Below are 13,715 nucleotides of genomic sequence, written 5' to 3'. Positions count from 1 at the left end.
GAAGGGCCCGTCCCCGCGCCGCGGGCGGCCCTCACACGGGGGCGCGGCACGGCGAGGGGCCCGCCCCGGACGATTCCGGAGCGGGCCCTCCCGTACGACTGCGACGCGGGACCGGGGACCTCAGAGCGAGGGCGCGTCCTGCGGCTGCTGCGGCGGGATGCCCAGCGCGGCCGTGTACTGCGTGAGCACCAGCTTGCCGATGGCCGGGTAGGCGCCCAGCGGCTCGGCGGCGGCGCACCCGGCCTCCTTCGAGGCGACGTCCAGGAGGCCGTCGGCCAGCTCGGGGCCGATCAGGTACGGGGCGAGGGCCAGCTGCTCCGAGCCGGCGGCGCGCAGCTGGTCGGCGATGGAGGCGATGGAGCCCTCCTGGTCGAGCGCGGCGGCCATCACCGGCACGGCGAGGCGCGCGGCGAGCAGCATGCCGGTGATCCCGGCGGCCTGCACGGCCTCCTCGCCACCGACCGTGGCCAGGATGATGCCGTCGGCGGCCGTGGCGACCGTGAACAGCCGGGCGCGGTCGGCCCGCGCCAGACCCGCCTCGGACAGGCGCACGTGGAGCGCCTCCGCGAGCAGCGGGTGCGGACCGAGCACGTCGGTCAGCTCGGCCGTGTTGCCGCCGTCCATGACGGCCTGGCGCACCAGGCGCATCTGGGCGCTGTCCGGACCCGCGAGCAGCGGGACCACGACCGTGGCCGGACCGGTCGGGGCGCTGACCTCACGGCCGGCGGCCACGGCCAGCTCGTACCGCTCGGTGCGCAGCGCGGCGGCCGACGTCAGCACGGTCGCCAGTGCGGGGTACTCGGTGTCGTCGCCCTCCAGGAAGCCGATCGCGGCCTCCAGGCCGGGCAGCTCGGAACGGGCGATGCTCACGACCTCTTCGGCCAGCGAGCGAACAGCGGCGGACGGAACGCCGGGAACGGCGAGAACCAGTGCGGGAGCGCCCTCGGGCGCCGCCGCGGGTTCGGGGCGACGGTGCCGCCCGGACTGGCGGGGTCGAGGCATTCGTACAGGCAGGCCGGAAGCAGGCCCATTGGGGGAGCTCATGGCGCCGCATGCTACTGGTTTCGTCCACGGCGCCGTCGGCTGAGGTGCGGTCGCGCGCCTTCTGCCCCTCTATGTCCGGTCCGGAGGTCCGCCGCGGCCCTCTCGGCCGCGCGTACCGCCCCCCACCTGGGCGGATGCCCCGGCCTACGCCGCCCGGCCCCCGAAGACGCGCAGCAGTGCCGGGTCCTCGGGAAGCCGCAGAGTGCCACCGGCCAGCGCCGTGGCGAGGCCGACCGCCCCGGCGAGCGGATCACCGGCGGGCGGCACCTCACGCGCGTGCGGAACCAGCTCCCCGAGCGCCGCCCGCAGCGGGACGAGCAGCGCGTCGCCCATCCCGAACAGCCCGCCGGTCAGCGCCACCACGGCCCCCGGCCCGCCGGGGCAGGCGGCCGCGGCGGCCTCGGCGACGTGGCCGGCGGCCCGCGCCAGGATGTCCGCCGCCACCGGGTCCTCTCCGGCGCACCGCCCCACCTCGGGGGCGAACGAGGCGAGCACGGCGGCCCTGTCCGTACGGGGGTACAGCGCGCCCGGCACCCCGGCCGCCGGGCCGAACAGCTTCTCGGCCCGGGCCAGGAGCGGCACCGAACCGCCCCGCCGCCCGTCGTACGCGCGCATCGCCGCCTCAAGACCGGCCCGCCCGATCCAGGCGCCGCCCCCGCAGTCGCCGAGGAGGTGCCCCCAGCCGTCGGCGCGCCGCCATGCCGTCAGGTCGGTGCCGAGCGCGATCATGCCCGTCCCGCCCGCGACGACCGCCCCCGGCCGCTGCCCGAGCGCCCCGGCGTACGCGGTGACCCCGTCGGCCGCGAGCGCGACCCGCCTCACCCCCCACGCCCCGGCGAACGCGCCCGGCAGCTCGGCCCGCAGCTCGTCCCCGAGGGTCGCCATGCCGGCGGCGCCCACCGCGACCGCGACCACCGGACGCGACGCGTACGGCTCCGCCAGCCCACGGACCGCCGGAAGCACCTGCTCGAGGAAGTGCGCGGCGGAGATCCCACCGGCCCCGGTCCGCACCGGTTCACGCGAGACCACGGTCCCGAGCACCGCCCCGCCCCCCGCTCCGGCCAGCGCGATCCGGAGCCCCGACCCACCGGAGTCGACGCCGACGACCAAGCCCTCGGACCGTTCGTTCACGGGATCCACGTGCACCGTCCTCACTGCGGGTGGAGCGGAAGAAGGTTCGCTGTCACTGTAGGCCGGTAGAGTGACGGACCGTGACAGCGCGACCCTTGAACGAACTGGTGGAGCCCGGCTGGGCGGAGGCTCTGCGTCCCGTCGCCGGACGTGTGGCGGAGATGGGCGACTTCCTGCGGGCGGAGATCGCCGCGGGCCGCACGTACCTGCCGTCGGGGGCGAACGTCCTGCGGGCGTTTCAGCAGCCCTTCGACGACGTCCGTGTGCTGATCGTGGGTCAGGACCCTTACCCTACGCCGGGGATGGCGATGGGGCTGAGCTTCTCGGTCGCGCCCGAGGTCCGTTCGCTCCCGGGCAGCCTGGAGAACATCTTCCGGGAGCTGCACACGGACCTGGGCCTGCCCCGGCCGTCGAACGGCGACCTGACGCCGTGGACCCGGCAGGGTGTCCTGCTCCTCAACAGGGCGCTGACGACGGCTCCGCGCAAGCCGGCCGCGCACCGCGGCAAGGGCTGGGAAGAGGTCACCGAGCAGGCCATCCGGGCCCTGGCCGCCCGGGGCAAGCCGCTGGTGTCGATCCTGTGGGGCAGCGACGCCCGCAGGGCCCGCCCGCTCCTGGGCGACCTGCCGGCGGTCGAGTCCGTGCACCCGTCCCCGATGTCGGCGGACCGCGGCTTCTTCGGCTCCCGTCCCTTCAGCCGTGCGAACGACCTGCTCCTGAAGCAGGGCGCACAGCCCGTGGACTGGCGCCTGCCCTGATCCCGTGCGGCGGCGTGCTCGGAGCGCCGCCGCCCGCGGCGGGAAGGCGCCCGGGAGTGTCCGGCGGGGAGGTGTGCTCAGAGCACCGCCGCCCGCACACAGAGGACGTCCGGGAGGTGCTCGGCGAGCAGGCGCCAGGTCTCGCCGTCGTCGGCGCTCGCGTACAGCTCGCCGTTGCGGTTGCCGAAGTAGACGCCGGCGGGGTCCGCGTCGTCCGTGCAGAGGGCGTCGCGGAGCACGGTGCCGTAGTGGTCGCCTTCGGGCAGGCCCCGGGTCAGCGGTTCCCAGGTGGATCCGGCGTCGGTGGTGCGGTAGACGCGGCAGCGGTGGCCGGCCGGGACGCGGTCTGAGTCGGCGGTGATGGGGAAGACGTAGGCCGTGCCGGGGCGGTGGGGGTGGGCGGCGACCGCGAAGCCGAAGTCGGAGGGCAGGCCGGAGCCGATGTCGGACCAGTGGGCGCCGGCGTCGTCGCTGCGGAAGACGCCCCAGTGGTTCTGGAGGTAGAGCCGGTCCTTGTCGCCCGCGTCCTGGGCGATCTTGTGGACGCACTGCCCGAACTCGGGGTTCGGCTCGGGCAGGAAGGCGGCGGACACCCCGTGGTTGGAGGGCGCCCAGGCGGCGCCGCCGTCCCGGGAGCGGAACACGCCCGCGGTGGACACCGCGACCGTCAGCGCCTCCGGGTCGCGCGGGTCGGTGACGACGGTGTGGACCGCCTCGCCGCCGCCACCGGGCACCCATTGCGAGCGGGTCGGGTGCTCCCACAGCGGGCGGACGAGCTCGAAGGACTCCCCGCCGTCGGCCGAGCGGAAGAGCGCGGCCGGCTCGGTCCCCGCGTACACGACGTCGGGGGAGTGGTCGGGTGCCGGGTGCAGCTGCCAGACCCGCTCCAGGGAGGCCCCGGTGTCCTCGGGGAACTTCACGGCGGGCCTGGCCGGCTCGGTCCAGGTCTTGCCGAGGTCGTCGGAATGGAAGACGGAGGGGCCCCAGTGGGCGCTGTCCCCGCCGGCGAGCAGCCGCGGGGTCGGCCGCCGGGTGTCGATGGCGACCGAGTAGACCGCCTGGGCGGGGAAGGCCGGTTCGTCGAACTCCCACCGGTCGTCGTGCCTGCGGCCGATGAAGAGGCCCTTCCGGGTGCCTACGGTGAGGAGTACGTCGGGCATGGCTGCCACCTCCAGGACGCCGTTGTCGCGGATACGGGCCAGTCTGCACCCGCGTACTGACAACGCCCCCCGGAACACACCCGTCCCCGGGGCGCCGGGCGGTCAGATCGCCCAGGCGTACGGCGCCGGGGCGTGGGTCTCGGCGCCGAGCTCCCGGGCGGCGCGGCGCGGCCAGGAGGCGTCGCGCAGCAGTTCCCGGCCGAGGAGGACCGCGTCGGCCTCGCCGTTGGCGAGGATCTTCTCGGCCTGCCGACTGTCGGTGATCAGGCCGACGGCGGCCACCGGCAGCCCGGTCTCCGCCTTGACGCGGGCGGCGAAGGGCACCTGGTAGCCGGGGCCGACCGGGATGTCGGCGGGGCCGCCGTTGCCGCCGCTGGACACGTCGAGGAGGTCGACGCCGTGCTCGCGCAGGAGCGCGGCGAAGCGCACGGTCTCGTCGGCCGTCCAGCCCTGCTCCTCCAGCCAGTCGGTGGCGGAGACGCGGAAGAAGACGGGCAGTTCCTCGGGCCACACGGCCCGCACGGCGTCGACGACCTCCAGTGCGAGCCGGGTGCGGTTCTCGAAGGAGCCGCCGTACGCGTCCGTGCGCTTGTTGCTGTGCGGGGAGAGGAACTCGCCGATGAGGTAGCCGTGGGCGCCGTGCACCTCGACCACCTCGAAGCCCGCCGCGAGGGCCCGGCGGGCCGCGTCCGCGAACTGGCCGGTGATCTCCCGGATCCGCTCCACGGTGAGCTCGGTCGGCACCGGGTAGCCCTCGGCGAACTCGACCGGGCTGGGGGCGACGGGCTGCCAGCCCGGTCCGCCGGGCGCCACGGGGCCGCGGCCTTCCCAGGGGCGGTTGGTGGAGGCCTTGCGGCCGGCGTGCCCGATCTGGATGCCGGGCACGGTGCCGTGCTCCTTGACGAAGCCGGCGATCCGGCGCAGCCCCTCGATCTGGTCGTCGTTCCAGAGGCCGAGGTCCGCCGGGCTGATCCGGCCCTCGGGGGCGACGGCGGTCGCCTCGACGAGGATCAGGCCCGCGCCGCCGGTGGCCCGGGCGGCGTAGTGGGCGAAGTGCCAGTCGCCGGCGACGCCCGCGTTCGGGCCGGTCGTCTCCGCGGAGTACTGGCACATGGGCGCCATCCAGACCCGGTTGGGCACGGTCAGCGAACGCAGGGCGTAGGGCTGGAACAGGGCGACGCTCATGACGGACTCCGTTTCGGGGGGCCTCGAAGATGCTCGTACGATACGCATCGTAGTACGGCACCTGTCAAACTACGAGAGGTCTCGTACAATGGGCGTCATCCCGGATGAAGTGGAGCCGCCGCCGTGACGACCACGACCAGCCCCCGCGCCCTCGAACACCCCACGCGCGACCAGATCCGTCTGGAGGCGGTGCTGCACGCGCTCGCGGATCCGGTGCGGCTGCGGATCGTGTGCGACATGGCGCGCGAGGGCACCGAGCTGAGCTGCTCGTACTTCGACCTCCCGGTGACCAAGTCGACGACGACGCACCACTTCCGGGTGCTCCGCGAAAGCGGCGTGATCCAGCAGATGTACCGCGGCACGGCGAAGCTCAACGCCCTGCGCGGCGACGACCTGGACGCCCTCTTCCCCGGCCTTCTGGACGCCGTCCTCGCGGCGGCCGGCGCCCAGGCCGGGCGGGAGGGCGAAGGCGGTCGCGGAGGCGGCGACGGGGTGTCGTGACGCCCCGGGCCCGGCCGGCCCCTACAGCGACCGCATCCGGCTGATCTCGGCGGTCTGCTGTGCGATCACGTCGTTGGCCATCTCCTCCACGAGGACGTTGTTGCCGTCGCCGAGGACCTCGGCCGCCATCGTCACGGCGCCCTCGTGGTGCGTGATCATGAGCTTCAGGAACAGCTCGTCGAAGGCCTTGCCCGTCGCCTTCCCGAGCTGTGCCAGCTGGGCCTCGGTCGCCATCCCCGGCATCGAGTGATGGTCGTGGCCGCTCTGTTCGCGTGGTCCGCCGTTGTTCTTCAGCCAGCCCTCCATCGCGTCGATCTCCGGCTGCTGGGCCGCCGCGATGCGCTCGGCCACCTTCCTGACCTGGGGGGAACCCGCCCGCTGCGGGGCCAGGGCCGTCATCGTCAGCGCCTGCCGGTGGTGGGCGATCATCATCTGCGCGTAGCGGAAGTCCGCGCTGTTCGGGCTCTCGTCGGGCAGCAGCCGGGCGGCCTCCTCGGGGGATATCCGTCGAGCCGGCTCCCCGGGCCTGCCGGGCGCCACCACCGAGGCTCCGGCCGAGCCCTCGCCCTGCGGCGCGGCGGCCTCCGGCTCCGACTCGCAGGCGCCCAGGGCGAGTACGGCGCCGACGGCGAGTGCCACGGCGGAGAAGAGACGCTGACGGTAGATCAACAAAACGGCCTCCAGGCGTTCTTGCGAGGTGGGCAAGGACCGTTCCTAGCACCTTTCTCGAAGCGACCGATCAGAAACCTTCATTACGTCTGTGTTGCCGTCTGTTGATATGTGCACGGCAAGGCGGATACTGCCGGGGTCCAGCACTTGTTCCATGTCGAACGGCTACAAGGGAGGACAGAGTGACGTCGTTGCGTACCTCGCGTACCGCTTCGGACACGCGCAACCCCCGTGCACGGATCAGACACATGGGCGTGGCATCCGCCGCGGCCGGACTGTTGGCCACACTGCTGGCGGTGAGCCCCGCGGCCGCCACGCCCGATCCCGGGGACGCCCCGGTGGGCGGCACGGTCTCCGCGGAGCAGGCGGCCGACGCGCGGGCCGCCATCCAGAGCGGTGAGATACCCGGCGTGGACGAGATCGTCCACAGCGGCAACATCGAGCACCTCGCCAACATCCCCAAGGACGCCCTCAAGGGCTCCAACTCGGATCTCGCCTTCCAGGGAAATTACGCCTTCGCCGGCAACTACGACGGCTTCCGGATCTTCGACATCAGCGACCCCAAGGCCCCGAAGTCGGTCGTCCAGGTCCTCTGCCCGGGCTCCCAGAACGACATCTCGGTCTCCGGGAACCTCGTCTTCCTCTCCACCGACTCCTCCCGGAGCGACGACTCCTGCGCCAGCACCACGCAGCCCGCCTCGGTCAAGGAATCCTGGGAGGGCATGAAGATCTTCGACATCAGCGACATCGCCAACCCGAAGTACGTCGCCGCCGTCGAGACCGCCTGCGGCTCGCACACCCACACGCTCGTGCCCCAGCGCAGGGACGTGTACGTCTACGTCTCCTCGTACTCGCCCAACGTCGCCTTCCCCGACTGTCAGCCCCCGCACGACGGCATCTCGGTCATCAAGGTGCCCCGCAAGGCGCCCGAACAGGCCGCCGTCGTCGACTTCCCGGTCCTCTTCCCGGGCGATGGCCCGGACGGCGGCGGAAACCCGGGCGGACCGACCAACCCGGGCGTCTCCAAGACCACCGGCTGCCACGACATCACCGTGCTGCCGGAGAAGGACCTCGCGGCCGGCGCGTGCATGGGCGACGGCATCCTCTTCGACATCGAGGACCCCGAGCACCCGCGGGTGATCGACCGCGTCCAGGACAACGTCAACTTCGCCTTCTGGCACTCCGCCACCTTCAACCAGCGGGCGAACAAGGTCGTCTTCACCGACGAGCTCGGCGGCGGCAGCGGGGCCACCTGCAACGCCGTCATCGGCCCGAACCGCGGTGCCGACGGCATCTACGACATCGTCGGCAAGGGCAAGAACCGCAAGCTCGTCTTCCGCAGCTACTTCAAGATCCCGCGCCACCAGGCCGCCACCGAGAACTGCGTCGCCCACAACGGCTCGCTGATCCCGGTCAAGGGCAAGGACCTCATGGTCCAGGCCTGGTACCAGGGCGGCATCTCCGTCTGGGACTTCACCGACTCGGCCAAGCCGAAGGAGATCGCCTACTTCGAGCGCGGCCCGCTCTCCGCGACCACCCTCTCCACGGCCGGCTCGTGGTCCGCGTACTACTACAACGGCCACATCTACTCGAACGACATGGCCAAGGGCTTCGACGTCCTGAAGCTCTCCGACCCCCGTACCGACCCCGCGAAGCGGATCCGGATGGACGAACTCAACGTCCAGACCCAGCCGGACTACTTCGACTTCGACGACTGACGGGAAGCGTGACGGCCGGCTGACGGCCCGAGCGCCTGAGTGCCGCCGGGCGGACCGCCGTCCGGCGGCACACCCATGTCCCAGTCGAGGCCGTAGCGGTGGAACAGCTCCGCGCGCAGCCGCGCGAGGGGCATCGGCGCCCCCGGCAGCAGCACCGCCACCACCGTGCCCATCAGCAGGGCGCGGAGCAGCGGATAGTCCGTGTCCACGTCCTGCGAGCCGTACCGGGTGACCGTGTCGCGCAGCAGGAAGGCGAGGCGCTGCTGCTCCTGGCACTGCACGAACCCCTCGGCCTGGAGGATGCCCGCCATGTGGGTGCGCATCAGCGTGGGGCGCGCCGCCGCGAGCCCCAGGATCGCGTCGATCGCACGGGCCAGCCGCTCGCGCCCGTCCTCCGTGCGCGGCTCGCGCTCCAGCCCCTCCTCCAGCGTCAGGTGCATGAGCCGGTGCACCGCCGACTGGAGGAGCTCGCGCTTGCCGGGGAAGTAGTACGAGATCAGTCCGCGCGCCGTTCCTGCCCGCTCCGCGATGTCGCCAAGGGTGGTCGACTCGTAGCCGTTCGTGTCGACGAGCTCCACGGTGGCCTGCAGAATACGCTCTCGCGACCGGCGTCGGAGCTCTTCATTGACCGATGGGCTACGCGGGGACATGCTGGGCTCCTGCGTTGACTGGCTGCCAGCCAATATACTCGGCGCATCCGGTCGGCACGCCTGCGTGGTGGGTCGTCCGGCATGCCGTCTGTTCTGGGCGACACGGGGGATCGTCCAGAACAGGCGGCTTCATCGTTCCTCTCCCATTCTGCGCCCCGGCGTGCCGCCGTCGGGTGCCGCCGTCGCGGTCCGCGCCGGCCTCCGCTCGCTCCACCGGTACGTCAGGATCGCCAGGGCCACGCAGAACCAGCCGAGGAGCCATCCGCCGAGGACGTCCGAGGGCCAGTGCACCCCGAGGTAGACCCGGGTCCAGCCCACGCCGACCACCGAGACGACCGCGGCGCAGGCGAGGGCGGCCCAACCGCGCCACTCCGCCCGCCAGTGCAGCGCGAGCACCCAGAGCAGCAGTCCGCAGGTCACCGTCGCCGTCATCGCGTGCCCGGACGGGAAGGCGTCGTACCGGGCCGAGTCGACCGGATCGGGCCACTCCGGCCGGTCCCGTCCGACCAGGGCCTTGAGTCCCTGCTGGAGTCCGACGGCCAGCAGGCTCGTCCCCGCCACCCACAGGGCCGCCCGCAGCTCCCGACGCGCGCACAGCAGCACCACGGCGGCGGCGGCCAGGGCGCGCATCGTCCACGGGTCCCACACCCAGTCGCTCAGCACCCGGTTGACGCGGGTGAATCCGGGGTGGGCCAGGGCGCTTCGGTGGAGTGCCTCGGCGACCCACCGGTCGAAGGAGACCAGTGGCGACCAAGCCGCGGCGACGAGCACGAGCAGCAGTACGGCCAGGACTCCGGAGACCACGGCGGAGGTGCGCATGCGCCGATCCTGCCCGACGAACCGGTCCGCGCGGCCGTCCGCGCGCCCTCCGCGCGCCGCCGCTGCCGCGGCGCCGGCCGTCACCGGCCGCTATCCGAGTGCGCTGAGGGCCGGGACGAAGGCGATGAGCACCGGGATCACGGGCACCAGGGAGGCGGCCGCGGTCAGCCGCAGCCGGCGTCCCGCCGTGAGCCGGGGGGCGGCGGTCAGCAGCCGGTTCACCCGCTGCGGCAGATCCGCGTCCGGGGCGGGGCCGGGGCCGAACACTCCGCGGTCCTCGTTCAGTTCGACGAGGGCGAGCGCGATCGTCAGGCGGCCGAACCGGCGCGAGGCGACGTCGTCGGCGGCCAGCTCCACCAGCCGGTGCATCTCCTCGCGGAACTTGGTGAAGACCGGGATCCCGGGAAACCCGTCGGCCAGCGCCGCCGAGCAGTGCCGCAGCCAGTCGTGCCGGGCCCGGGCGTGGCCCTGTTCGTGGGCCAGGACCGCGTCCAGCTGACGGCCCTTCAACCGCCGCAGTGCCGCCGTGGTGATGACCAGCCGGGGCGCGGTGCCCGCCATCCACCAGGCGCCGGCCCGCTCGCCCTCCAGGACGACGAGCCGCTCGCTGCCCGGCTGCTCGCCGGGCAGCAGGGGCGAGCGCACGAGGAGGTCGCGGCGGCGCTGCCCCCGCCGGGCGCGGGCCCGGCCGATCTCGCGGCCCAGCATCGCCCCGGACCAGACCCCGCCCGCCGCCAGGACGACCGCGAGCACCGCCGACCACGGCCCCGTCGTGCCGAGTTCGTAGGCGTCGACCACCGCGCGCGGCGCGGGCGCGAAGAGCTGCCCGCGTACGGCCTGCCAGGCGGTCGAGGCGCTGAGCGTCATGGAGAGGGCGAAGCTGAGGAGCACTCCGGCGACCACGCACTGCCACACCCACAGCGCCACCACGGGTTCTCGCTCCACCCAGTCGGCCCGGGCCAGCAGCCGAGGTGCCGCGAGGGCGGTCAGAACGCCGAGCAGGAGCAGTGCGAGGGAGACCCACATGGGCGTCAGCCTATGAGCGCGGTACGGATCGGGGGTATGGGCTCGGAGGGCAAGTGACGTACGCCACGGTTTCGTTGCGCGTGCCGGGCGGCGCCTCCCGCCCTCGCCGTCTCACCGGCATCGGGACCTCACAGCGTCACGAGCATGGCCAGCATGGCGAGCGCCATCGCGAGCCGGCACGCGAGCGCCAGCTCCGGCCGGGCCGCCCAGCCCGTCGCGGATCCTCCGGCCGCCGCCGGCCCTCCTGCGGTCGCCGGTCCTCCTGCCGTCGCCGCCACCGGGACGAGCCGCGTCCCCGCGTGCAGCACGTACCCGACGTAGTAGAGGAGCAGGGCGCCCGTCAGGACGGGTATGCCGCCGGCCGGGCCGGCCACGGCCGCCGGGTGTCCCGCGTGCGCCCCCGGCGCGCCCATCGCCACCGCCATGTACAGCATCGCGAGCGAGCCGATCAGATGGTGCAGATGGTGGCCGCCGCGCCGGAGCGCCGGCAGGGCGTGCAGGGTCGCACCGCCGAACACCGCCGCGTACACCGCCCAGCTCCAGCCGGGCTGTGTGAGGACGGCGGCGGGCAGCGCCATGACCGCCATCCCGAACCCCATGACCGCCTCGGCGCCCGCCCCGCGCCGCTCCTCACCGGCCGAGGCCCGCATCCGGAGCAGGCAGGACAGGCCCGTCACCGCGCAGAGCGCGCACAGCAGCCACCCGGACAGAGCCGGTTCCCACACGGCACACCTCCCCCTCGACGCCGTCCCGTCGAGGGAGACATGCCCGAGGCCCGAGGCCCGCACGCGGGCGCACGGGCGCGCACAGGCGTACGAGAGGGGAGGGGGAAGGCGCGCGCGTTAGGCTCGTCGACGATCGCGCACCGATCGCGCGCGCCCGAGGCGTGCGCCGTCGGCAGCGCCCGCACGTCTGCGCCCGAGGGAGCCACGCTCGTATGGACACCGCCATTCCCCAGGAGACCGGCCGGATCACGTACCGGGAGGCTGTCCTCGACGACGTTCCCGTGCTGGTCCCGCTCGTCGAGTCGGCCTACCGGGGCGACGCGAGCAGGGGCGGCTGGACCACGGAGGCGGACATCCTCCAGGGGCAGCGGACCGACCCCGACGGCGTCGCCGCCGTCATCACCGCCGCCGGCAGCCGGCTCATGGTCGTGGAGCGCGACGGCGGCATCGTGGCCTGCTGCCAGCTGGAGCACCGCGGGGAGGTCGCCTACTTCGGCATGTTCGCGGTCCGCCCCGAGCTCCAGGGCGGCGGTCTCGGCAAGCAGATCATCGCGGAGGCCGAGCGCCGGGTGCGCGAGCTGTGGGACGTCCGCGAGATGCAGATGACGGTGATCTCCGTGCGCGAGGAGCTCATCGCCTGGTACGAGCGGCGCGGCTACCGGCGGACCGGGCGGACGACCCCGTTCCCGTACGGCGACGAGCGTTTCGGGGTGCCCCAGCGGGACGACCTGGAGTTCGAGCTGCTGATCAAGCCGCTGGACTGATCGTCCGGCGGAAGAGCCGCTTCCTCCCCAACCGACAGGAAAAACTTCGGTCGCAATGGGGGTCGCGCAGGATAATTTCTCTTGCTCCCCCTTGTGGAGAGGAACCGTCGATGGTTACGGTGTCTTAACGCGAGGTTCTCCTGTGGAGGAAGAGGAATGACGGAAATTCTTGTGCAGGACGTGACCGGTGGGGGCATAGCCACCGACGCCCGGGTGATCGACCACCCGGCCTGGACCCAGCTCAAGAATGCCGTGGAGGAGTTCCGCGTCTGGCAGAGCGCTGACGGTTCCATCGACTTCGAGGCCGAGGGTGCCCCCGCCCGCTCCCTCGTCGAGCTGACCGTCGACCGCGTCGTCGCCGCGGTCGAGCAGCTCTCCCCGCTGGTCCCGCACGACGGCGCCTACCACCGCGCGCTCGTCTCCGACCTGCGCAAGTGGGTCGAGAGCGGCTTCACGGTGCCGGACTTCCTGGACTCCCTGATGGAGTTCCACCCGGCCGCCGGCCGTGCCGACGGGCTGCAGCACCTCGTGCTCTTCCCGATGTACACGCAGAACGGCAACCCGGACCGCAACTTCGAGGCCGTCGTGCTGCGCATGGTCTGGCCGGAGTGGCTCTCCGAGCTGGAGCGCACCCGCTACGACAACCCCGGCTTCTGCGGCATCACCTTCGAGGACTTCACCGCCGGGTACGACACCAACTCGGCCGTCCTCTTCCCGGAGACCGTCGCCGTCCGCGAGGTCCCGGAGCGCTTCACCTGGGGCGGCATCTTCTGCGACCGCGAGGCCGCGCGCTTCCGCAAGGTCACCGAGGCCGCGGTCGACACCCTCGGCGTCAAGCTGCCCGAGGACATCGCCGTCATGCTCGGCGACCAGCAGCGCTGCCAGCAGGCCTTCGCGCTGTGGGACCTGGTCCACGACCGCGCCCACAGCCGCGGCGACCTGCCGTTCGACCCCTTCATGATCAAGCAGCGCCAGCCCTTCTGGATGTACGGGCTCGAGGAGCTCCGCTGCGACCTCACCGCCTTCAAGGAGGCCGTGAAGCTGGAGGCCGAGGGCAACGGCCACGGCCGCGACGTGCAGTACGCGGTCCTCTTCGACCGGATGTTCCGCTTCCCGCTCACCGGCGACCGCAACCGGAACTACGACGGCCTCGGCGGCCAGCTCCTCTTCGCGTACCTCCACAAGAACGACGTGGTGCGCTGGACGGACAACGTCCTGACCATCGACTGGGACCGCGCTCCCGAGGTCACCAACCGCCTCTGCTCCGAGATCGAGACCCTCTACCGCGAGGGCATCGACCGCCCGAAGCTGGTGCACTGGTTCAAGGCGTACGAGTTCGTCTCCGCCTACCTCGCCCCGCACCCGGGATCCAAGTGGGCCAAGGGCCCCGACGCCCTGGACCTCTCCCTCCCGCCGCGCAAGCTCGTCGACGACGTGCTTCCGGACGAGTTTCCGCTCAGCATGTTCTTTGAGGCCCTCTCGAAGAAGCTGAAGGGCGTGATCGCCGACACCAAGGGGATCACCGCCGCCGACGTCCCGAGCACCGTGCGGGCCGCCGCGTGAGC

The 13,715-nt window shown here is 72.9% G+C and carries 14 protein-coding genes; 5 read left to right on the top strand and 9 right to left on the bottom strand.

The annotated features are described in order from the left end of the window. Window positions 1-120: 120 nt before the first annotated feature. The gene (locus OO54_RS05655) at window positions 121-1,044 is read right to left on the bottom strand and encodes a sirohydrochlorin chelatase (RefSeq protein ID WP_078905065.1); all 924 of its coding nucleotides are present in this window, start codon (window positions 1,042-1,044) and stop codon (window positions 121-123) included. 144 nt (window positions 1,045-1,188) lie between these two features. Continuing rightward, window positions 1,189-2,184 (bottom strand): N-acetylglucosamine kinase, encoded by a 996-nt coding sequence (locus OO54_RS05650; protein WP_078905064.1) that lies wholly within the window; start codon window positions 2,182-2,184, stop codon window positions 1,189-1,191. A gap of 71 nt (window positions 2,185-2,255) precedes the next feature. On the opposite strand from OO54_RS05650, the gene OO54_RS05645 reads away from it, so the two are divergent. Further along, window positions 2,256-2,933: a uracil-DNA glycosylase gene (locus OO54_RS05645; protein WP_033201731.1), complete on the top strand. Its 678-nt coding sequence runs from the start codon at window positions 2,256-2,258 to the stop codon at window positions 2,931-2,933. Window positions 2,934-3,010: 77 nt separating this feature from the next. Here the strand turns inward: OO54_RS05645 and OO54_RS05640 are convergent, their stop codons facing one another. Together OO54_RS05640 and OO54_RS05635 are read right to left on the bottom strand one after the other, a co-directional pair. After that, a complete protein-coding gene (locus OO54_RS05640; protein ID WP_033201730.1) occupies window positions 3,011-4,093 on the bottom strand; it encodes a WD40/YVTN/BNR-like repeat-containing protein in 1,083 nt (360 codons plus the stop codon). A 102-nt stretch (window positions 4,094-4,195) separates the two neighbouring features. Next, window positions 4,196-5,278 carry an NADH:flavin oxidoreductase/NADH oxidase gene (locus OO54_RS05635; RefSeq protein ID WP_033201729.1) on the bottom strand — a complete coding sequence of 361 codons (1,083 nt, stop codon included), beginning with the start codon at window positions 5,276-5,278 and terminating at the stop codon, window positions 4,196-4,198. Window positions 5,279-5,401: 123 nt separating this feature from the next. Between OO54_RS05635 and OO54_RS05630 the strand changes: the two genes are divergently transcribed. Then, window positions 5,402-5,779, top strand: coding sequence for an ArsR/SmtB family transcription factor (locus OO54_RS05630; RefSeq protein WP_033201728.1), 378 nt, complete (start codon window positions 5,402-5,404; stop codon window positions 5,777-5,779). A 21-nt stretch (window positions 5,780-5,800) separates the two neighbouring features. Here OO54_RS05630 and OO54_RS05625 read toward each other — a convergent pair whose 3' ends face one another. Further along, complete coding sequence (locus OO54_RS05625) at window positions 5,801-6,451, bottom strand: DUF305 domain-containing protein (RefSeq protein ID WP_051786733.1); 651 nt, start codon at window positions 6,449-6,451, stop codon at window positions 5,801-5,803. Between the two features lie 245 nt (window positions 6,452-6,696). Between OO54_RS05625 and OO54_RS05620 the strand changes: the two genes are divergently transcribed. Next, a complete protein-coding gene (locus tag OO54_RS05620) occupies window positions 6,697-8,166 on the top strand; it encodes an LVIVD repeat-containing protein (protein WP_051786732.1) in 1,470 nt (489 codons plus the stop codon). Here OO54_RS05620 and OO54_RS05615 read toward each other — a convergent pair. From OO54_RS05615 to OO54_RS05600, 4 genes are all read right to left on the bottom strand, one after another. Then, window positions 8,145-8,816: a TetR/AcrR family transcriptional regulator gene (locus OO54_RS05615; protein WP_033201727.1), complete on the bottom strand. Its 672-nt coding sequence runs from the start codon at window positions 8,814-8,816 to the stop codon at window positions 8,145-8,147. The two genes, OO54_RS05620 and OO54_RS05615, sit on opposite strands and share 22 nt — an antisense overlap. A 129-nt stretch (window positions 8,817-8,945) precedes the next feature. Then, window positions 8,946-9,635, bottom strand: coding sequence for a phosphatase PAP2 family protein (locus OO54_RS05610; protein WP_051786731.1), 690 nt, complete (start codon window positions 9,633-9,635; stop codon window positions 8,946-8,948). Window positions 9,636-9,725: 90 nt separating this feature from the next. After that, on the bottom strand, window positions 9,726-10,661 hold the full coding sequence (locus OO54_RS05605) for a M56 family metallopeptidase (protein WP_033201726.1): 936 nt from the start codon (window positions 10,659-10,661) through the stop codon (window positions 9,726-9,728). Between the two features lie 128 nt (window positions 10,662-10,789). Then, on the bottom strand, window positions 10,790-11,386 hold the full coding sequence (locus tag OO54_RS05600; RefSeq protein WP_033201725.1) for a DUF5134 domain-containing protein: 597 nt from the start codon (window positions 11,384-11,386) through the stop codon (window positions 10,790-10,792). Window positions 11,387-11,598: 212 nt separating this feature from the next. Between OO54_RS05600 and OO54_RS05595 the strand changes: the two genes are divergently transcribed. Together OO54_RS05595 and OO54_RS05590 are read left to right on the top strand one after the other, a co-directional pair. Continuing rightward, complete coding sequence (locus OO54_RS05595; protein ID WP_033201724.1) at window positions 11,599-12,150, top strand: GNAT family N-acetyltransferase; 552 nt, start codon at window positions 11,599-11,601, stop codon at window positions 12,148-12,150. Window positions 12,151-12,306: 156 nt separating this feature from the next. Then, window positions 12,307-13,713 carry a DUF6421 family protein gene (locus tag OO54_RS05590; protein ID WP_033201723.1) on the top strand — a complete coding sequence of 469 codons (1,407 nt, stop codon included), beginning with the start codon at window positions 12,307-12,309 and terminating at the stop codon, window positions 13,711-13,713. Window positions 13,714-13,715: the final 2 nt, after the last annotated feature.

The sequence above is a fragment of the Streptomyces wedmorensis genome (assembly GCF_000716445.1).
Lineage (GTDB): Bacteria > Actinomycetota > Actinomycetes > Streptomycetales > Streptomycetaceae > Streptomyces > Streptomyces wedmorensis.
The sequence above is the reverse complement of the archived record's forward strand: the minus strand, read 5'-3'. Positions and strand labels throughout refer to the sequence as shown.